Source organism: Aureimonas endophytica (assembly GCF_014642635.1).
In the GTDB taxonomy this organism is placed as follows: Bacteria; Pseudomonadota; Alphaproteobacteria; order Rhizobiales; family Rhizobiaceae; genus Plantimonas; species Plantimonas endophytica.
The window spans coordinates 161,940-180,372 of the sequence record NZ_BMIQ01000001.1; the positions used below are offsets into that span (position 1 = coordinate 161,940).

At 67.3% G+C, this 18,433-nt stretch carries 20 protein-coding genes; 5 read left to right on the top strand and 15 right to left on the bottom strand.

The features are described 5' to 3' along the window. Positions 1-5: 5 nt before the first annotated feature. The gene (locus IEY14_RS00795; RefSeq protein ID WP_188906336.1) at positions 6-1,208 is read right to left on the bottom strand and encodes a beta-ketoacyl-ACP synthase; all 1,203 of its coding nucleotides are present in this window, start codon (positions 1,206-1,208) and stop codon (positions 6-8) included. A gap of 61 nt (positions 1,209-1,269) precedes the next feature. Next, positions 1,270-1,551, bottom strand: coding sequence for an acyl carrier protein (locus tag IEY14_RS00800; RefSeq protein ID WP_188906337.1), 282 nt, complete (start codon positions 1,549-1,551; stop codon positions 1,270-1,272). Between the two features lie 140 nt (positions 1,552-1,691). On the opposite strand from IEY14_RS00800, the gene dusA reads away from it, so the two are divergent. Further along, the gene (gene dusA / locus IEY14_RS00805) at positions 1,692-2,699 is read left to right on the top strand and encodes a tRNA dihydrouridine(20/20a) synthase DusA (protein ID WP_188906338.1); all 1,008 of its coding nucleotides are present in this window, start codon (positions 1,692-1,694) and stop codon (positions 2,697-2,699) included. Between the two features lie 4 nt (positions 2,700-2,703). Here dusA and IEY14_RS00810 read toward each other — a convergent pair whose 3' ends face one another. Genes IEY14_RS00810 through IEY14_RS00820 form a run of 3 tightly spaced genes read right to left on the bottom strand, consistent with a single transcriptional unit; the run spans position 2,704 to position 5,157 of the window. After that, positions 2,704-3,411, bottom strand: coding sequence for a retropepsin-like aspartic protease family protein (locus IEY14_RS00810; protein WP_188906339.1), 708 nt, complete (start codon positions 3,409-3,411; stop codon positions 2,704-2,706). A gap of 4 nt (positions 3,412-3,415) precedes the next feature. Continuing rightward, a complete protein-coding gene (locus IEY14_RS00815) occupies positions 3,416-3,619 on the bottom strand; it encodes a DUF1289 domain-containing protein (RefSeq protein WP_188906340.1) in 204 nt (67 codons plus the stop codon). Between the two features lie 32 nt (positions 3,620-3,651). Next, a complete protein-coding gene (locus IEY14_RS00820; protein WP_188906341.1) occupies positions 3,652-5,157 on the bottom strand; it encodes a sensor histidine kinase in 1,506 nt (501 codons plus the stop codon). Positions 5,158-5,300: 143 nt separating this feature from the next. On the opposite strand from IEY14_RS00820, the gene IEY14_RS00825 reads away from it, so the two are divergent. After that, positions 5,301-5,786 (top strand): Lrp/AsnC family transcriptional regulator, encoded by a 486-nt coding sequence (locus tag IEY14_RS00825; protein ID WP_188906342.1) that lies wholly within the window; start codon positions 5,301-5,303, stop codon positions 5,784-5,786. A gap of 15 nt (positions 5,787-5,801) precedes the next feature. On the opposite strand, the gene IEY14_RS00830 is transcribed toward IEY14_RS00825, so the two are convergent. The 6 genes from IEY14_RS00830 to moaA form a co-directional block, all read right to left on the bottom strand. Further along, positions 5,802-6,599 carry an ABC transporter permease gene (locus IEY14_RS00830; protein ID WP_188906343.1) on the bottom strand — a complete coding sequence of 266 codons (798 nt, stop codon included), beginning with the start codon at positions 6,597-6,599 and terminating at the stop codon, positions 5,802-5,804. Next, a complete protein-coding gene (locus tag IEY14_RS00835; RefSeq protein ID WP_188906344.1) occupies positions 6,596-7,306 on the bottom strand; it encodes an ABC transporter permease in 711 nt (236 codons plus the stop codon). Before IEY14_RS00835 ends, IEY14_RS00830 begins: the two co-directional genes overlap by 4 nt. An 89-nt stretch (positions 7,307-7,395) precedes the next feature. Beyond that, positions 7,396-8,199: an ABC transporter substrate-binding protein gene (locus tag IEY14_RS00840; RefSeq protein ID WP_188906345.1), complete on the bottom strand. Its 804-nt coding sequence runs from the start codon at positions 8,197-8,199 to the stop codon at positions 7,396-7,398. Positions 8,200-8,322: 123 nt separating this feature from the next. Continuing rightward, entirely contained in the window at positions 8,323-8,931 is a 609-nt protein-coding gene (gene mobA / locus IEY14_RS00845; RefSeq protein ID WP_188906346.1) for a molybdenum cofactor guanylyltransferase, read from the bottom strand. Between the two features lie 2 nt (positions 8,932-8,933). Further along, the gene (locus tag IEY14_RS00850) at positions 8,934-9,848 is read right to left on the bottom strand and encodes a DMT family transporter (protein WP_244639252.1); all 915 of its coding nucleotides are present in this window, start codon (positions 9,846-9,848) and stop codon (positions 8,934-8,936) included. A gap of 85 nt (positions 9,849-9,933) precedes the next feature. After that, a complete protein-coding gene (gene moaA, locus IEY14_RS00855) occupies positions 9,934-11,010 on the bottom strand; it encodes a GTP 3',8-cyclase MoaA (protein WP_188906347.1) in 1,077 nt (358 codons plus the stop codon). 71 nt (positions 11,011-11,081) lie between these two features. On the opposite strand from moaA, the gene IEY14_RS00860 reads away from it, so the two are divergent. Next, complete coding sequence (locus IEY14_RS00860; RefSeq protein WP_188906348.1) at positions 11,082-11,444, top strand: gamma-butyrobetaine hydroxylase family protein; 363 nt, start codon at positions 11,082-11,084, stop codon at positions 11,442-11,444. Here the strand turns inward: IEY14_RS00860 and IEY14_RS00865 are convergent, their stop codons facing one another. The 4 genes from IEY14_RS00865 to IEY14_RS00880 all read right to left on the bottom strand — a co-directional run bounded on the left by IEY14_RS00865 (position 11,445) and on the right by IEY14_RS00880 (position 15,762). Then, positions 11,445-12,251: a GGDEF domain-containing protein gene (locus tag IEY14_RS00865; protein ID WP_188906349.1), complete on the bottom strand. Its 807-nt coding sequence runs from the start codon at positions 12,249-12,251 to the stop codon at positions 11,445-11,447. 155 nt (positions 12,252-12,406) lie between these two features. Beyond that, positions 12,407-13,156 carry a proteasome-type protease gene (locus IEY14_RS00870; protein ID WP_188906350.1) on the bottom strand — a complete coding sequence of 250 codons (750 nt, stop codon included), beginning with the start codon at positions 13,154-13,156 and terminating at the stop codon, positions 12,407-12,409. A 259-nt stretch (positions 13,157-13,415) separates the two neighbouring features. After that, complete coding sequence (locus IEY14_RS00875) at positions 13,416-14,363, bottom strand: alpha-E domain-containing protein (RefSeq protein ID WP_188906351.1); 948 nt, start codon at positions 14,361-14,363, stop codon at positions 13,416-13,418. Positions 14,364-14,367: 4 nt separating this feature from the next. Further along, complete coding sequence (locus IEY14_RS00880; RefSeq protein WP_188907331.1) at positions 14,368-15,762, bottom strand: circularly permuted type 2 ATP-grasp protein; 1,395 nt, start codon at positions 15,760-15,762, stop codon at positions 14,368-14,370. A gap of 207 nt (positions 15,763-15,969) precedes the next feature. Here IEY14_RS00880 and IEY14_RS00885 point away from each other — a divergent pair, with 207 nt between their 5' ends. Both IEY14_RS00885 and IEY14_RS00890 read left to right on the top strand, forming a co-directional pair. Continuing rightward, on the top strand, positions 15,970-16,926 hold the full coding sequence (locus IEY14_RS00885) for a sugar-binding transcriptional regulator (RefSeq protein WP_210318240.1): 957 nt from the start codon (positions 15,970-15,972) through the stop codon (positions 16,924-16,926). 181 nt (positions 16,927-17,107) lie between these two features. Beyond that, entirely contained in the window at positions 17,108-18,427 is a 1,320-nt protein-coding gene (locus IEY14_RS00890; protein WP_188906353.1) for an ABC transporter substrate-binding protein, read from the top strand. The last annotated feature ends 6 nt before the right edge of the window (positions 18,428-18,433 follow it).

The following is an 18,433-nucleotide window of genomic DNA, read 5'->3' on the forward strand; positions in this document are numbered from 1 at the left end:
TCCGGTTAGCGGCCGTCGACCGGCTGGAGCAGGCAGACGCCCTCCGCCTGGACATGGCCCACCGTCGTCACCAGCGCGCTGGCCGGCGCATAGCCGACCGCGTTCTCGACCCGCCCGTCGAAGGGCGGGAAGCTCGTCCGCCGCGCCAGCGCCGCCGCGGCGAGCGCGACGCCCGCCGTGAACTGCGCCTCGAAGGAATGGCCGAGCACGGTGCCGTAGCTGCGCAGCGCCGCCTGCGGAAAGCGCTGGCGCAGCACCTCGCGCTCGAGACCGGACAGCGAGGCGATGCCGCTCGCGCCCGACAGGATCATCAGGTCGCGATCCTCGGCGCCGCTGCGCTCGATGAGCGCGTCCAGCCGGGCGCGCAGCCGCTCGTCGCGGCGCGGTCCCCGGTCGCCCGAGACATGGCCGATCCCGGCATAGGCCACCGCGCCCCGCGCGGCGGCGTGTTCCGCCGATTCCACCACGATGAAGGCGCCGACGCTGCCGATGGCGAGCCCGTCATGGCCGGGCGTGCGGCCGAAGACCGGCCGCCATTCGTTCTTGAGGAGCAGGCCGGCCATTTCGTAGTTGAAGAGCAGGTCCTTGCGCTCGGCCGAGAAGGCGCCGCCGACGAGACATATGTCGCTCTGGCCGCTGGCGATGCGCGCGACCGCCGTCGCCAGCGCCGAGATGCCGGCGCCTTCCTCGCCCATGAAGGTGCGCGACGAGCCCGTGACCTTGTGGACGATCGAGATATTGCCGGCGAGGAGATTGGAAAGCTGCGCCAGGAATAGCGTCGGGCGCAGTTCGGTCATCAGCGTCTCGTTGACGACGGCCGCCGAATCCTCCGCCCGCGCTCGCTCCATCACCAGCGCGTCCACCACCGGATCGCGTTCGCCGCCGCCGGCCGCGACGATCATGTCCACCTTGGAACGGGTCGCCTCGTCCTCGGCGACGCGGGCATCGGCCAGCGCCAGCCCGGCGGCATAGGTGCCGAGCTTCTGCCAGGTCTCCATCTGCCGCTGGTCGCCCTTCTTCGGGATCTGCTGCGACCAGTCGAGCGGCGGCAGCGGATGGACGAAATAGGGCGCGAAGCGTTCGCTCTCGATCACCGGCTGGGGCGCCGCGCCGCCGGCGAGGCGGTCGAGATGCGTGTCGATGCCCTCGCCGAGCGAGGACACGAGGCCGAGCCCGGTGACGAGCACTGCGCGGGGAGGGTGGGTCATGCGGCGTCCGGCTTGCGAGACACCGGCGGCGAGAGGCCGCCGGAGGAGGGTCTTCGGTCGATCAGGCGGTCTTGGCGGCGCGCAGCTCGTCGATCTTGGCGCAGAGATTCTTCAGGACGAAATATTCCTCCGTCGCCGCCTCGCCGTCGTTCACCCGCTGCGTCCACTTCTCCAGCGGAATCTTGATGCCGAATTCCTTGTCGATCGCGAAGACGATGTCGAGGAAATCCAGCGAGTCGATGCCGAGATCGTCGATCGCATGGCTTTCGGGCGTGATCTGGTCGCGGTCGATCTCGCTCGTTTCGGCGATGATGTCGGCCACCTTGTCGAAGGTCGAAGACAAAAGACTTACCTCGTTCGAAGGAATCCGCTATCCGCGTGAGACGCGGCATAATCGGGCGAAGCTATAGGCAAGTCCCGGCAAAAAGCAAAGCAGCCCGTGCCCCGGACGACGAGGGGCCGGCCGCCGCGCCAAGGAGAGCCATGACCGAAACTCCGCCGACCGGCGGGCGACCGCGCTTCGCCGTCGCGCCGATGATCGATTGGACCGACCGTCATTGTCGTTTCTTCCATCGGCAATTGTCGCGGGAGGCGCTGCTCTTCACCGAGATGGTTGTGGCCGACGCGGTGATCCACGGCGACCGCGAGCGCCTGCTCGGTTTCGACGGTGCCGAACATCCGCTCGCCCTGCAACTTGGCGGCGCCGATCCCGAGAAGCTCGCCCGCGCGACCCGCATCGCCGCCGAATTCGGCTATGACGAGATCAATCTCAATGTCGGCTGCCCGTCCGACCGGGTCCAGTCCGGCACCTTCGGCGCCTGCATGATGCGGGTGCCGGATCTCGTCGGCGAATGCCTTCAGGCGATGCGCGAGGCCTCGCCCGTGCCGGTCTCGGTGAAGTGCCGAATCGGCGTCGACGAGCAGGACCCGGAAGAGGCGCTCGACCGGCTGGCCGACGCGGCCGTCGCCGCCGGGATCGGCACGATCTGGGTCCATGCCCGCAAGGCCTGGCTGCAGGGCCTCAGCCCGAAGGAGAATCGCGAGATCCCGCCGCTCGACTACGACCGGGTGCATCGCCTGAAGCGGCGGCTGCCGCGGGTCTTCGTCGGGTTGAATGGCGGGCTCGCCACCGTCGCGGCGGCTCTGCCGCATCTCGCCCGTCTCGACGGCGTGATGATGGGGCGGGGCGCCTATCAGACGCCGGCCGAACTCGCCCTTGTGGACGCCGCCCTCGCGGGAGGCGCGCCGGAGCCCGTCGACTGGCGGCAGGTCGTCCAGACCATGGCGGATTATGCCGAAGGGCATATCGCGCGCGGCGGGCGCCTGCACCATGTCGCGCGGCACATGGTCGGCCTCTTCACCGGGCGGCCCGGCGCGCGGCGCTGGCGGCAGATCCTGTCCGAAGCCGGCAGCCGGCACGATGCGCGTCCGGACCTTCTCCTGGATGCGTTTTCGGAAGTCGATCTCGGCGCGCCGGCCCGCGCCGCCTGACGCGTCAATCGGCGAGAATCAGCCGGCCGTCCCGGAACTCGACGGAAGACAGGGTGCCGAGAAAGCTCATCCCGAGAAGCGCGATGCCGTCGCCGCCGCCATCCATCACGGCGGCACGGACATTCCGCCGCTCGATGCCGCCGATCCGCACGCGGTCGAGCATCACCGGCGCGGCCCGGGCCGTGCCATTCGCGGTCTGGACCACCATGGTGAAGGCGATGCCGTCGGCATCGAAGCCGAGCCGCCGCGCCGTCGCCCGGTCGAGGGCCATCATGCTGGCGCCCGTATCGACCAGAAAGCGCACGCGCTCGCCATTCACCTCGGCCGTGACATGGAAATGCCCATCATCGGCCCGCATCACCATCTCCGCCGGCCCGCGCGCGCCGGCGACGCTGATCGCGTGGCCCGGAACGAGCGCGGCGACGATCCGGTCGCCGACCTCGCGCAATTCGGCGCGATAGGCATAGAGGCCGATGAGGACGACGAAGCCGGCAATCCAGAACAAGGCGGCCCGCGCGGTCGCGCCGAGATCCAGCCGGGCCCGCGCCAGGACGCCGACGCCCAGCACCGCCGCGATCACCGCGAGATAGCCGCCGCGCGCGATGTCGTCGGCCGCGAAACCCGCGATCGGCGCGCCGCCGGACAGGACGAGGAGACCGGCAAGAAGCGCGATGGCGGCGAGGATGACGAGGAGAAACCGGTTCGAACGCATGGCGTCAGGCCGTTTCGCGGGCGGCGCCGAGTTCGGCCAGCCGCGCCGGCAGGCGGGCGAGGATGGCCCGCCGCTCGTCACCCGACGAGCCGGCCCAGCCGGCGATCTCGTCCAGCGTCCGGCCGCAGCCGATACAGAAGCCCGTCGCCGGATCGAGCCGGCACAGGCGGATACAGGGCGAATCGGTGGCGGGCGATGACGGGCTCACGAGAGCAATATAGGCGGCTCGGCGCGCGATGCTCAGCCGATCTCGCTGAAGGCCGGCATCACTTCGAGAACACGCGAATGTGGGAAGACCGCCGTCGCCTCCGTACCCTCCCGGAGCTTCGAGGTGAGGACGAAGTCGCCGTCATGCATGTGGAGGAGGGCCTGCACGATCGGCAGGCCGAGGCCGGTGCCCTGTTCCGCCGCCTTGATGGCGCTGGAACCTTGGCCGAAATTCGACAGGACGACCGGGATCTCGTCCTCGGGAATGCCGGGGCCGTTGTCGCGGATCGAGACATATTGGCCGCCGCCCGCCGTCCAGCCGACCCGCACGCTGACGGTGCCGCCGGCCGGGGTGAACTTCACCGCGTTGGACAGGAGGTTGAGGACGATCTGCCGGACGGACCGCTCGTCCGCCCAGAGCTGCGGCATCGCCTCCTCCATCTGCACCTTCAGGCGGATGTCCTTGGTCTCGCATTTCAGGCGGACATAGCCGATGCAGTCCTGAGCCACGGCGACGAGGCTGACCGCCTCTTCGTTGAGATCGTAGCGGCCGGCCTCGACGCGCGAGAGATCGAGGATCTCGTTGATGAGGTCGAGGAGGTGCTGGCCGGAGGCGTGGATGTCCTTCACATATTCCCGGTAGGAGGCGTTGCCGACGGGCCCGAGGATCTCGTTCGAGATCACTTCCGAGAAGCCGAGAATGGCGTTCAGCGGCGTGCGCAGCTCGTGGCTCATCGTCGCCAGGAAGCGCGATTTGGCGAGATTGGCCTCCTCGGCACGGCGCCGCGCGTCGTCGGAGACGATCCGCGCCGCGTCGAGCTCTGCGATCAGCTCGTCCTTCTCGGCCTGATGCTTCATGCGCTCCAGCGTGTTGTCCCGCATCTTGGCCGCGACGAAGGCGAAGAAGGGCACCGCGCCGAGCAGCATCAGGCGCATCGCCGCCGTCGCCGGCTCGCGGAAATCGTCGAAGCCGGCGAGAAGCGCGCCGACGAGCGGCATGAAGGTGAGAATCACCACATGGCGCAGCGGCCAGGAGATCATCGCCGTCAGCGCGATGGCGAGAAACAGCACCGCGAACTGGAAGATTTCGAAGCGCAGGAAGCCGCAGGCCGGGCAGTCGAGCGTCGCGAGATGGGCCCAGGCGATGCCGGAGGCGAAATGGCCTGCCTGGAACATCGTGGTCCAGCGGCGCGAATCGATGGGCACGCCGCTCTTCGATTCGAAGCGGCGCAGCAGCGCCAGGAGCGCGGCATAGCCGGCGACCGCGATCGAGATCCAGACGAGAGCCGGCGTCGGGCCGGCGAAGAGCGAGAGGCCGCAGGCGGTGAGGAAGAGCGGCAGCGGCGTGACGGCCGCCGCCGTATGCTGAGCCTGCACATGCAGGGCCAGGAGCTCGCCGTCGAAGCGCGGCGAGTGGCCGGCGCGCAGCTGGAGCCGGTCGCGCGCGAGTCGCAGGGTGCGCGCGAGCTCCGTGCGCCGGGGCTCGAAGCGGCGCCGCGCCACATGCGGTTCGTAATCGGAAGGGGCGGCGGCAGTCATGGCTCGCTAAGGATGTCACCGGTTCGCTTCGTCGGACGGCGCCCATTCTCTTTCGCCAAGCTTAAAGAATTGCCTTAAGAAACATCGAAGGCTCGAACGGTGCGGGCCGCCGGCCCTTTGGCGCCGGCCAGGGACGAGACGCGATGGACCGGCTGGACAAGAAGATTCTGCGACTGCTGCAAGAGGATGCGACGCTGGCCGTCGCCGACATCGCCAAGCGCGTCGGCCTGTCGACGACACCCTGCTGGCGGCGCATCCAAAAACTGGAGGAGGACGGCGTGATCCGCCGCCGCGTCGCGGTGCTCGATCCGGTGAAGGTCAATCTCGGCGTGACCGCCTTCGTCGCGATTCGCACCAATTCCCATTCGACCGAATGGCTGCGGCGCTTCGCGGAAGTCGTCGGCGACTTTCCGGAGGTGATGGAATTCTACCGGATGAGCGGCGAGGTGGACTATCTCCTGCGCGTCGTCGTGCCGGACATCGCCGCCTATGACGCCTTCTACAAGCGGCTGATCTCGCGCATCGAGATCCGCGACGTCTCCTCCTCCTTCGCGATGGAGCAGATCAAGTACACGACCGAGCTGCCGCTCGATTATCTGGCGCTGGAAAAGGAGCCGCGCGAATCCTGACGCGGCGCCGGGGCCTCAGCGCTTCAGGTGCCGGATGAGGCGACGCTCGGCGAAGTTCGTCGCGTGGCGCAGAAGCTCGACGAGCGCCAGATAGAACACCGCCGCCCAGAGATAGGCCTGGAAGTCGAAGGTGCGCGAATAGGCGCGGCGAGTCTCGCCGAAGAGGTCGAGAACCGTGATGATCGCCACGATCGCCGAGGCCTTGATCATCAGGATGATCTCGTTGGCATAGGGGCGAAGGGCGACGATCATCGCCTGGGGCAGGATCACCTTCCAGAACACGACATAGGTCGGCAGGCCGAGCGAGCGCGCGCCCTCCCACTGGCCCCGCGGCACGTTGGCGATCGCGCCGCGCAGGATCTCGGCCTGGTAGGCCGCCGTGTTCAGCGACAGGGAGAAGATCGCGCAATACCAGGCGTCGCGGAAGAACCACCAGAGACCCACGGTCTCGAAGGCGCCGCGAAACTGCCCGAAGCCGTAATAGACGAGGAAGATCTGCGCGATCAGCGGCGTGCCGCGGAAGAAATAGACATAGGCGAAGGCAAGGGCCCGCGCGACCGGGTGGCGGGAGACGCGGCCGAGCGCCACCGGCACCGACAGGATCGCGCCGATGACGAAGGACAGGAGGACGAGGACGATGGTCGTCTCCAGCCCGCTGAGATAGAGCGGGCCATAGCGCGCGATGAGATCGGGGTCGTAGCCGGCCGCCAGCGTATAGACCAGGCCGATGCCGAGAAGCGCCCAGAGCGCCAGGGTGAGGATTCCGGCGACGCCTGGCCGGCGTGGCGAGACGACGGGTGCGGCGCCGCTCATCGCGCGGCCTCGCCGCGCTTCGTCCAGATCTCGATCGCGCCGATGACGAAGGAGGACAGGATGGTGAGGACGAGATAGATCACGATCGCCGCGCCGAAGAAGAGGAAGGGCTCGCGCGTCACCCGCGCCGCGACGCCGGTCTGGCGCATCGTGTCGGCGAGACCGACGACGGAGACGAGCGAGGTGTCCTTCAGGAGGTTCATGTAGAGATTGGCGAGGCCGGGCAGGGCGTAACGCAGCACCTGCGGCAGGATCACCAGCCGCATCGCATTGAAGCGCGACAGGCCGAGCGCCATGGCGCCTTCGCGCTGACCCTGCGGGATCGCGCGGAAGGCCGAAAGGAAGACCTCGCTGGCGAAGGCCGAGAAGACGAGGCCGAGAGCGAGCATGCCCGAGACGAAGGGCGAGATTTCCTGGTTGGCGAAGCCGAGCGCGTCGGTGACGAGGTTCAGGACGCGTTGCGCGCCGAAATAGATCAGGAACAGCGTGAGGAGTTCCGGCAATCCACGGAAGATCGTCGTGTAGACGTCGGAGGACAGGCGGAGCGCCGGGTCCCGCGACTGCTTGCCGAGCGCGATGAAGAAGCCGGCGGCGAGGCCGAGCGGCAGGGTGGCGAGCGCGAGCGTGATCGTGACGACGACGCCCCCGAGAATCGGCAGGCCCCAGCCGGTCGGCCCGAAGCCGAGGAGCGTCAGGCTATCTGGCATCGGCGGGCGCCACCATGGTCGGACACTGCGAAGGCCATGTCGGGTCGGTGCCGGGGCGGCAAAGCGCCGCCCCCGGTCGAGCGGGCATCTCAGCCGCCGTAGACGTCGAACTTGAAGTACTTGTCGTTGATCTGCTTGTAGGTGCCGTTGGCGCGGATGGCGACGATCGCGTCGTTGAACATCTTCTTCAGCTTCTCGTCGCCCTTGCGGATGCCGATGCCGGCGCCCTTGCCGTAGATCGACTGGTCGGCCGGCAGGGTGCCGAGCAGCTTGCAGCAGGCGCCGTCCGGCGTTTCCAGCCATTGCGACAGCGTCACCACGTCGTCGGAGACGGCGTCGAGGCGACCGTTGGCCATGTCGAGGCGATATTCCTCCGCCGTCGGATAGACCTTCTCCTCGGCGCCGGGGAAGAATTTCTCCACCGCCTGGGCATGGGTGGTAGAGCCCTGGACGCCCACCGTCTTACCCTTCAGCGAATCGGCATTGGTGTCCTTGATGTCGCTGTCCTTGGCGACGACGACCGCGCCCGGCGTGTTGTAGTACTTGTTGGTGAAGTCGATCTGCTTCAGCCGCTCCTCGGTGATCGACATGGAGGCGATGAACGCATCGAACTTACCATTCTGCAGGGCCGGAATCGCGCCGTCCCAGTCCTGTGCCGCGAAGGTGCACTTCACCTTCATCTGGTCGCAAAGCGCCTTGGCGATGTCGATGTCGAAGCCCTGAAGCTCACCGCTCGGCGAGAGCGAGTTGAACGGAGGATAGGCGCCCTCCGAGGCGATGCGGATGGTCGACCAGTCCTTGTTCGCATCGTCCGCCTTGGCGGCGCCGAGACCGAGGGACAGGATGCCGATCGCCGTGGCGGCGGCAGCAAAGGCGCGGGCGAACTTCGTCATACTCGTCTCCAGATGCGGGCAGGCCGACAACACGATGCGATATGAGGCATGCCCCTTTCGAGGGCGATACTCATCCATTTTTTTTCCAAAGCGCAACAACGGAATGGAATATGCGCTGCCGTCTCAACGGGAAATCCAGGCGCGCGCCTCGGCGAGTTCCTCGGGCGTATTGACGTTGAAGAACGGATCGCCGCGCGGCGCCTCGGCGCTCGGCGCGAAGGGAATGTCCTCGAAGCCGAAGCGATGGGCGAAGCCGAGGAGCGAACGGTCCGACGCCGTCGAAAGATGATCCGCCAGCTCATCGAGCGCCGGGAGCGGCCAGAGCGCCGCGACCGGCTGCAACCTTCCGGCGAAGCTCGCGAGCCTTGGTCCTTCGCCGCCGGCCGCGCCCAGTCGCGCCGCGATGTCGGGCGGCAGGAAGGGCGTGTCGCCCGGCAGGCTCAGGAGATGGGTCGCGCCGGGTTCCTCCCGGCGCAGAAAGGCGGCCGCCGCGTCGAGGCCGGCGAGCGGCCCCTGGAAGTCCGGCACGCGATCCGACACGATCGGCAGGTCCAAGCCGGCGAAGGCGGCCGGATCGGCGGCGCTGATGAGGATTGGCGCGAAGGGTAGGGCGAGGCGATCGAGGACATGGGCGACGAGCGGCCGCCCGCGAAGCTCGACCAGCGGCTTCGGCCGGTCGGCGCTGAGCCGCGAGCCGCGCCCCCCGGCGAGAATCACGGCCGCGACGCGCATCGTCAGTGCACCTGCGCGCGCCCGGCGCTGATCGGCCGGCCCCGCACCCTTTCGCGATAGATCGAATAGCCGCCGCTACCGACGACGATCGCGGCACCGAGAAGCGTCGTCGGATCGGGAATGTCGCCGAAGACGAGGAGACCCATGCCAATGGCGAAGACGAGGATCGCATAGCGGAAGGGCGAGACGAAGCCGATGTCGCCGCAGCGCATGGCCTCGACCACGCAGACATAGCCGACGGCGATCGCGACCGAGGCGGTGGCGAAGATCGCGTAATCGCGCGCCAGCACCGGCTGCCAGCCCCAGGCGGGCGTCAGCAGCCAGCCGCTCACCGACACGGCGCCCGCCGTCACCGCCGAGATCAGCAGCGACGGCATGCGCCCCGGCAGCCGCCGCGTCAAAAGATCGCGCGCCGCGCTGCAAAGGACGCAGAGCAGCACCAGGATGGAATAGACCGTGAAACCCTCGGCGCCGGGCCGGACGATCACCACGACGCCGACGAAGCCGACCGCGATCGCCAGCCAGCGCCGCCAGCCGACCGGTTCGCCGAAGAAGAGCGCGGCGCCGATGGTCATCACCAGCGGCAGCGCCTGGAAGATGGCGGAGGCATTGGCGAGCGGCATGTGACCGAGCGCGACGATATAGGTGATCGTCGCGCCGATATCGGCCAGCGTCCGCAAGGCCAGAACTGGATGGGCCAGTCGGCGCGGACTGTGCAGCTCGCCGCGCAGGCCCGCGACGGCGAGAAGCAGCGCCACGGTGAACAGGCTGCGGATCGCCATGATCTGCGGCGCCGTGACGTCGGCGATCGCCAGCTTGGTGCAGGTGTCGTTGACGACGAAACCGGCCATCGCGACGAGCATGAAGAGGCAGGCGCGAAGATTGCCGCTGGCGGAAGATGGGGAGGAGGAAGGCAAGGATCGAGCACGCCGACAAAGGTCGCCGTCCTCATAGGCCGGTGCGCCGCGCCTGACGACACCGAACTTCGCGCATGACGACGAATCAGCCGCCGGTGACGCTCATATGCCGCGACAGCGCCGGGCGGCGGCCGGCGCGATCGATCACGAAATCATGGCCCTTCGGCTTCCTCGCGATCGCGCGGTCGATGGCGTCGAAGAGCGGCGCGTCCTCGCCCGAGGCGCGCAGCACCGCCCGCAGGTCCACGGCATCCTCCTGGCCGAGGCACATGAAGAGCGTGCCGGTGCAGGTGAGGCGGACGCGATTGCAGCTTTCGCAGAAATTATGCGTCAGCGGCGTGATGAAGCCGAGCCGGCCGCCCGTTTCCGCGACATCGACGTAACGGGCCGGGCCGCCGGTGCGGAAGGGCACGTCGACAAGCGTCATCTCGCGTTCCAGCGCGCGGCGCATCTCGGACAGCGGCAGGTAGCGGTCGGTGCGGTCCTCGTCGATCTCGCCGAGCGGCATCGTCTCGATCAGGGTGATGTCCATGCCGCCGTCATGCGCCCAGCGGATCATGTCGGGAATCTCCGCCTCGTTGAATCCCTTCAGCGCCACGGTGTTCAGCTTGATCTTCAGCCCGGCCTCCCGCGCCGCGCGCAGGCCGGCGAGAACGGGCTCGAGTTCGCCCCGCCGGGTGATCGCCCGGAACTTCTCCGGGTCGAGCGTGTCGAGCGAGACGTTGATCCGGCGGACGCCGCAATCGGCGAGCTCGGCGGCGAAGCGTTGCAGCTGCGAGCCGTTGGTGGTGAGCGTCAGCTCGTCCAGCGCGCCGGTGGCGAAATGCCGCGACAGCGAGCGCACGAGGCTCATCAGATTGCGGCGCACCAGCGGCTCGCCGCCAGTGAGGCGCAGCCGGCGCACGCCCTTGGCGACGAAGGCGCTCGCCAGCCGGTCGAGCTCCTCCAGCGTCAGGAGATCGCGCTTCGGCAGGAAGGCCATGTCCTCCGCCATGCAATAGGTGCAGCGGAAGTCGCAGCGATCGGTCACCGAGACGCGCAGATAGGTGATGCGGCGCCCGAACGGGTCCTGCAGGCCGCCCAGGCCGGCGGCGGCGAAGCGTTCCGCCGGCGCCGACGACGTGCTATCGGCCCCGAGGCGATCGATGACGGCTGTATCCATGCCGGCGAATGTGGAAGCCGGGGTCGTCCGGGTCAAGCGGCCACCCGCCGGGCCGCGGAGGAAATCGAGCCATGTCAAGCCGGACCGCGCCGCAGGAGATCCGGGTCTCGCCCGACCGCCGGCGCCTCACCCTGCGATTCGCCGAAGGGCCTGAAGCGAGTTTCGAGGCCGAGATGCTGCGCGTCCTGTCGCCCTCGGCCGAGGTGCAGGGCCATTCGCCGGACCAGCGGGTGACGGTCGCGGGCAAGCGCGCGGTGACGATCGCCGACATCGTGCCGGTCGGCCATTACGCCATCCGCATACGATTCGACGACGGTCACGATACCGGCATCTTCAGCTGGAGCTATTTCGCCGATCTCGACCGCGAGTGGCAGGCGCGCTGGGACGCCTATCTGGAAGAGCTGGCGGCGAAGGGGCTTCGCCGCGACGCCTGATCAGGCGGCGAGCTCGACCATGTCGCCGACGCGCAGTTCCTCGAACTCGACGCGGTTGCGCCCGTTCGCCTTCGCTTCGTAGAGCTTGCGATCCGCCAGCCGGTAGAGCGCGGCGAAGGAGGCGACCTGACAGAAATAGACGGCGCCGATCGAGACCGAGAGGCGGACCGTCTCGCCTTCGTCGCTGCGCAGTTCGATCGCGGCGACGCGGGCGCGCAGACGCTCGGCCGTCTCGCTGGCGCTGGTCGGCCCGGCGCCTTCCAGGAACACGCCGAATTCCTCGCCGCCCAGCCGCCCGACGAGATCGGCCCGATGCGCCACCTTGCGCATCTCCGCCGCGATGAGCACGAGAGCCCGGTCGCCGACCGAATGGCCCCAGCGGTCGTTGATGGCCTTGAAGTGATCGGCATCGATCACGAAGAAGGCGCCGCGCGTGATCGGGCAGTCGCGCATGGCATGCAGCCGCGTCTCGACCGCCTCGCCGAAGGCGCCGCGATTGAGCAGCAGCGTCAGGCTGTCCTGGCCGGCGGCCGAGAGCAGTTCCCGGTTGGCCACGCGCAGGCGCAGGACGTGCAGCGACAGGAGGGCGAAGTTCGGCACGGCGAGAATCAGCGTCAGAACCACGCCCGACACGATGCCGCGCGCCAGAAGACGCGGCTCCTCGTGCCAGAACATCGCGGCGCTGAAGACGATGGCGACGAAGACGCAGATCGTCATGCCGCAGACATTCAGGCGCGCGAGGCTGCGCAGGTCGTCACGGGTCAGGCGGCCGATGCGCCAATGTCGCTCAATCGATCGCGCTATCATTCGTCTCGGCCTGGCGGCGACGCGCCGCGAAGTGAAGGTCAGGTGACGAGCGGCACGATCGGACACCACCGGCGAACAAAGACTGAAGATCCGCCAGCGAAATCATTGGCCAGGCATCAAGTCTTCACGCAGCCGCGCCTTTCCGGCGCGGCCTTTCAGTCTTGGTGGCCCACCCCGTGAGGAAAGGGTGGCAGACGGTCGAACGCGGTCTTCAGCGATTCCGACCAGCCTTCCGAGATTTCCTTGTAATAGGCGTCGCGGTGGTCGAAGCGGTGCCGGTAGCCGGCGACCAGGCTGTCCGTCTCGTAAAACTGCACGTCGATCGGCAGGCCGACCGAGAGATTGGAGCGGATCGTCGAATCGAAGGACACGACGAGCAGCTTGGCGACATCCGCCAGTTCCATGTCGCGGGCATAGGTGCGGATGATGATCGGCCGGCCGTATTTGTGCTCGCCGATCTGGAAGAAGGGATTGTCCTGCCCGGCCTCGATGAAATTGCCTTCGGGATAGATCATGAAGAGGCGCGGCTTGCCGCCGTTGATCTGGCCGCCGAGAATGAAGGAGCCGAGGAAGCGGCTGTCGGCCGACTCGCCGGTCGGCGAGCTGTCCTTGATGACCTCCTTCAGCGTCTCGCCGACGAGCCGTGCCGTCTGGAACATCGAGGGCTGCGACAGGATCGCCGGCTTGCGCTTCGACGGCTCCACCAGCCGTTCCTCCAGCATGGAAATGGTGGACTGCGTCGTCGCCAGATTGCCGGCGGACAGGAGGCAGATGAAACGCTCGCCCGGCACTTCCCAGGTCCGCATCTTGCAGACCACCGAGATGTTGTCGATGCCGGCATTGGTCCGCGTGTCGGACATGAAGACCAGACCACGGTCGACGAGCAGGCCCACGCAATAGGTCATCGGTCGCACCCTCCGCGGCGATCGACAGGCGGCGACAGCGTTCCGCCATCCGCGACCGCGACAGTTCCAGCCACCCCGGAACCCCCGGCCCGGGTTTCAGGCCCTTCTCGCGGCGGCTCGCCGCCCTTCGGACGAAGGGTGCGCCGGCGCCGCCAAACGTGGAAGCTCTAGGGCGCCGGGCCGGCTTATCGCAAGAGCGCCCTGCAGAGCGAGCCGCCCCTGTGGCGATAAGACCACAGGGGCGGCGTCGCGCCGGATCTCAGGCGTAGAACCGATAGGCCTCGGCGATCTCGAGCGCCAGCCGGTTATGGCTCGCCATGAACTCGGCCAGGTATTCGTGGAGCCCCGAATCGATGACATTCTGAACTTCGTCCTGCCGGAAGCTCTGTCGGATCCGCTCCGCCGTCGCATGGCAGGGATGGCTGTCGCCATAGGTCTCGGCCAGATAGTTCAGGCTCTCGAAGATGCACTCGTAGCTATAGGCGAGCGAGCGCGGCATCCGCTTGTTGAAGATCAGGAAGTCGATGATGTCGATCGGCCGGTATTCGGCATTGTAGACCCAGGTATAGGAACGATGGGCCGAGACCGAGCGCAGGATCGACCCCCATTGCAGGTTGTCGAAGGACGAGCCGACCGCCGAATGCTTCGGCAGCAACAGCCAGTACTTCACATCGAGGATACGGGCGGTGTTGTCGGCCCGCTCGATGAAGGTGCCGAGATTGCAGAAGTCGAAGATCTCGTTGCGCAGCATCGTGCCGTGGAACGTGCCGCGCATGTTCGACGTGTGCTTCTTCACGAGATCGAGCACGGCGGGCAGCTCGCCGTCGCGTAGCGGCGCCTGGAGCTTGCGACGCAGGACGATCCAGCCCTCGTTCAGCGATTCCCAGACATCGCGGGTGAGGGCGGTGCGCACCATGCGCCCGTTCGTCCGCGCGGTGTCGATCGAGGACAGGATGCTGGAAGGATTGTCGGGATCGCGCAGCAGGAAGTCGATGATGTGCTGCGGCTCGAAATCGGCATGCTTGGCGCGATAGAGATGTTCCACGCCGGCGCTGGTCAGCACCGAATGCCATTCGTCGTTGTCCGATGGCAGGTTGGTGAGCGACAGGCGCAAACCCGCATCCATCAGGCGCGCCATGTTCTCGGCGCGCTCGATATAGCGCTGCATCCAGAAGAGCCCTTGGGCGGTTCGTCCGAGGAGTGCCACCGGCTCAGTCCTCCAGCACCCAGGTATCCTTCGTGCCGCCGCCTTGGCTGGAATTGACCACGAGGGAGCCCTCCTTGAGCGCGACGCGGGTGAGCCCGCCGGGAATGATCTTCACTTGATCGGAAACGAGCACGAAGGGCCGCAGATCGACATGGCGGGGCGAGAGGCCCTTCTCGGCGAGAATCGGCACCGTGGACAGCGCCAGCGTCGGCTGAGCGATGTAGTTGCCGGGCCGCTCCTTCAGCTTGGCGGCGAAGAGCTCGCGCTCCGCCTTGGTCGAGGTCGGGCCGACGAGCATGCCGTAGCCGCCCGAGCCGTGCACCTCCTTCACGACGAGCTCTTCCAGATGCGCCAGCACATAGGCGAGGCTTTCGGCCTCGGCGCAGCGATGGGTCGGCACATTGGCCAGCTTGGCGGTCTCGCCCGTATAGAACTCGACGATCTCCGGCATGTAGGAATAGATCGCCTTGTCGTCGGCGATGCCGGTGCCCGGCGCGTTGGCGATGGTGATGCCGCCGTTGCGATAGACCTCCATGATGCCGGCGATGCCGAGCACGCTTTCCGGCCGGAAGGCGAGGGGATCGAGAAAGGCGTCGTCCACCCGGCGATAGAGCACGTCGATCGCCTTGTAGCCTTCGGTCGTGCGCATCTGGATGCGGCCGTCGACCAGCTTCAGGTCCTGCCCTTCCACCAGTTCGACGCCCATCTGGTCGGCCAGGAAGGCGTGTTCGTAGAAGGCCGAATTGTGGATGCCGGGGGTGAGGACGGCGATGACCGGCGGGCCGTCGCAGGCCGGCGGCGCGACGCGCTCCAGCGAGCGGCGCAGATGCTGCGGATAGGTTTCCACCGGCCGCACCCGATTCTGGGCGAAGAGCTCGGGAAACATCTGCATCATCGTTTCCCGGTTCTCGATCATGTAGGAGACGCCTGAGGGCGTGCGCGCATTGTCCTCGAGCACGTAGAACTGGTCCTCGTCGACGCGCACCAGATCGACGCCGATGATGTGCGTATAGACGCCGCCCGGCGGCGAGAAGCCGACCATCTGCTGGAGGAAGGCCTCGTTTCCTTCGATCAGCGATCGCGGCACCTTGCCGGCGCGGACGATGTCCTGGTCGTGATAGATGTCGTGGAGAAAGGCGTTCAGCGCCTTCACCCGCTGTTCGATGCCTTCCGCCAGCCGCGTCCATTCCTGGCCGGCGATGATTCGCGGCACGAGGTCGAAGGGAATCAGGCGCTCGGACGCCTCGGCATCGCCGTAGACGGCGAAGGTGATGCCGGTGCGGCGAAAGAAACTCTCGGCCTCGTTGGTCTTTTCCACCAGGGATTCGGGGTCCTGGGCGCGAAACCAGCGATGAAAGCGCTCGTAGGGGCCTCGCACGCCGGCTTCCGCCGCCAGCATCTCGTCGAATGGCTTCACGCGAGGGACTCCGTTGTCACGACCGCTGGCTCCAGAGAAGAAGTCATCGACAGGAAAAGCAAGCGTCCCATCTTCCGCACAGTCGGCTCATGCCACCTCAGCGCGAGTTGGCCAAGCCCCGACCGCGACCCGCCTTGCGCAAGTCGCGCCTCGCGCCGTATCTCATGCACGAACGGGAGAGAGGCGGCTTTGACGAGAGCCCGGGGGGACGATCTTTCGCGACTGGACGATGCGGCACGCGCCGGCTGGCTCTATTATGTCGCGGGCAACACGCAGGACCAGATCGCCGTCAAGCTCGGCATCTCGCGCCAGTCGGCGCAGCGCCTCGTCTCGCTCTCGATCTCCGCCGGTCTCGTGAAGGTCCGCATCGACCATCCGATCGCCGAGTGCCTGGAAGCCTCGGCCGCGCTGGTGGCGCGCTACGGCCTGCGCTTCTGCGTCGTCGTGCCGTCCGATCCCGATTCCAGCTCCACCACGCTCGGCATCGCCGAGGCCTGCGCCGCCGAGATGGAGAAGCGGCTGCTCCAGCCCGATCCGCTGGTCATCGGCCTCGGCACCGGGCGCACGCTGAAGGCGGCGGTGGAGCGCCTGCCGACCATGGTCGCCAGCCAGCACCGCATTGTCTCGCTCACCGGCAATATCGCGCTCGACGGCTCGGCCTCGATCTACAACACGATCTTCACCATGGCCGATGTCGTGCGCGCCCGGCACTATCCGATGCCGCTGCCCGTCGTCGTGTCGAGCCCGGAGGAACGGGCGCTGCTGCACGAGCAGAAGGTGGTGCAGACCACGCTGAAGCTCGCCTCCCTGGCGCAGGTGACCTTCGTCGGGCTCGGCGATCTCGGGCCCCGCGCCCAACTCGTCGCCGACAACTTCATCACCCCGGAGGACCGGCAGGAACTCGCCGGGCTCGGCGCCGTCGGCGAGATCACCGGCTGGGCCTTCGATCGCGGCGGGCGGATCATCGCCTGCCGCTACAACGAGCGCGTGGCGAGCGCGCCGATCCCCAGCCGCGCCACGGGCGAGGTGATCGTCGCGGCGATGGGGCGCCAGAAGGCGCAAGGGATTCGCGCCGCGATGCTCGGCGAGCTGATCAACGGCCTTATCACCGACGAGGCGACCGCCGAGACGCTGCTCGCCCGTTAGGACAATTGCGCGCAGCCGAGGCGTGTTCCGCGTCTTCGCGCGCCTTCGCGTCTTCGACTTTCGATTCTTTCGCGCCAATTGCTGCGATGCCGCACGATTATCGTTTGACAAACGACGCCGCCGAGTGAGAATTTGCCCTTCTGGTGATCATTTGCTCATCATACGGCTGGGAGGCTTGAGAATGAGAATGGTGAAGATAGCGATGGGCGCGTTGTCGCTCCTCGCGCTGACGGCGGCTGCGCAGGCCCAGTCCACGACCCTGACGATCGGTACCGTCAACAACAACGACATGATCGTGATGCAGGGGCTCAGCTCCGAATTCACGAAGAAGCATCCCGACATCCAGCTGAACTGGGTGACGCTGGAAGAGAACGTGCTGCGCCAGCGCGTCACGACCGACATCGCCACCAAGGGCGGCCAGTTCGACATCATGACCATCGGCACCTACGAGGTTCCGATCTGGTCGAAGCAGGCCTGGCTGGCGCCGCTCGACAATCTCGGCTCCGGCTACGACGTCGACGATCTCTTGCCGCCGATCCGCAAGGCGCTCTCGACCGAAGGCAAGCTCTTCGCCGCGCCGTTCTACGCCGAAAGCGTGATGACCATGTATCGCAAGGACCTGCTCGACAAGGCCGGTCTGAAGATGCCGGAAAAGCCGACCTGGGACTTCATCGCGCAGGCCGCCGAGAAGATGACCGACAAGTCGGCGGGCGTCTACGGCATCTGCCTGCGCGGCAAGCCGGGCTGGGGCGAGAACATGGCCTTCCTCGGCAACATGGCCCGCGAGTTCGGCGCCAACTATTTCGACGCTTCCTGGAAGCCGCAGTTCCAGAGCGAGGGCTGGAAGAAGGCCGTCACCCTCTATGTCGACCTGATGAAGAAGTACGGCCCGCCCGGCGCGGCCGCCAACGGCTTCAACGAGAACCTGTCGCTCTTCGGCCAGGGCAAGTGCGGCATGTGGATGGACGCGACCGTCGCCGCCTCCTTCGTCACCGATCCCAAGCAGAGCCAGGTGCCGGACAAGGTCGGCTTCGCGCCTGCGCCCTGCGGCGTCGCGAGCTGCCCGAACGACGGCTATAACTGGCTCTGGGCCTGGTCGCTCGGCATTCCCGCTTCGTCCAAGAAGAAGGATGCCGCCGAGACCTTCATCGCCTGGGCGACCTCGAAGGAATATTCCGAGCTCGTCGCCAAGGAGAAGGGCGTCGCCAACGTGCCGCCCGGCACGCGCACCTCGCTCTACAAGAACGCCGAATATCTGAAGGCCGCGCCCTTCGCCGAGCAGACGATCGCCGCGATCAACAAGGCGGACCCGTCGGCCGGCGCCGACAAGCCCTATGTCGGCCTGCAATTCGCCGCGATCCCCGAATTTCAGGGCATCGGCACGGCGGTCGGCCAGCAGATGTCGGCGGCCCTGTCCGGTTCCGTCACGGTCGATCAGGCGCTCGCGGCGGCCCAGGCCCAGGCGACGCGCGACATGACCCGCGCCGGCTACATCAAGTAAGCTCGC

Bases quoted from the DNA above. Each gene is read 5' to 3' on its own strand.
- IEY14_RS00795 (WP_188906336.1), bottom strand. From the start codon at position 1,208: ATGACCCACCCTCCCCGCGCAGTGCTCGTCACCGGGCTCGGCCTCGTG.
- dusA (WP_188906338.1), top strand. From the start codon at position 1,692: ATGACCGAAACTCCGCCGACCGGCGGGCGACCGCGCTTCGCCGTCGCG.
- IEY14_RS00810 (WP_188906339.1), bottom strand. From the start codon at position 3,411: ATGCGTTCGAACCGGTTTCTCCTCGTCATCCTCGCCGCCATCGCGCTT.
- IEY14_RS00820 (WP_188906341.1), bottom strand. From the start codon at position 5,157: ATGACTGCCGCCGCCCCTTCCGATTACGAACCGCATGTGGCGCGGCGC.
- IEY14_RS00825 (WP_188906342.1), top strand. From the start codon at position 5,301: ATGGACCGGCTGGACAAGAAGATTCTGCGACTGCTGCAAGAGGATGCG.
- IEY14_RS00830 (WP_188906343.1), bottom strand. From the start codon at position 6,599: ATGAGCGGCGCCGCACCCGTCGTCTCGCCACGCCGGCCAGGCGTCGCC.
- IEY14_RS00835 (WP_188906344.1), bottom strand. From the start codon at position 7,306: ATGCCAGATAGCCTGACGCTCCTCGGCTTCGGGCCGACCGGCTGGGGC.
- IEY14_RS00840 (WP_188906345.1), bottom strand. From the start codon at position 8,199: ATGACGAAGTTCGCCCGCGCCTTTGCTGCCGCCGCCACGGCGATCGGC.
- mobA (WP_188906346.1), bottom strand. From the start codon at position 8,931: ATGCGCGTCGCGGCCGTGATTCTCGCCGGGGGGCGCGGCTCGCGGCTC.
- moaA (WP_188906347.1), bottom strand. From the start codon at position 11,010: ATGGATACAGCCGTCATCGATCGCCTCGGGGCCGATAGCACGTCGTCG.
- IEY14_RS00860 (WP_188906348.1), top strand. From the start codon at position 11,082: ATGTCAAGCCGGACCGCGCCGCAGGAGATCCGGGTCTCGCCCGACCGC.
- IEY14_RS00865 (WP_188906349.1), bottom strand. From the start codon at position 12,251: ATGATAGCGCGATCGATTGAGCGACATTGGCGCATCGGCCGCCTGACC.
- IEY14_RS00870 (WP_188906350.1), bottom strand. From the start codon at position 13,156: ATGACCTATTGCGTGGGCCTGCTCGTCGACCGTGGTCTGGTCTTCATG.
- IEY14_RS00880 (WP_188907331.1), bottom strand. From the start codon at position 15,762: ATGCTGGCGGCGGAAGCCGGCGTGCGAGGCCCCTACGAGCGCTTTCAT.
- IEY14_RS00890 (WP_188906353.1), top strand. From the start codon at position 17,108: ATGAGAATGGTGAAGATAGCGATGGGCGCGTTGTCGCTCCTCGCGCTG.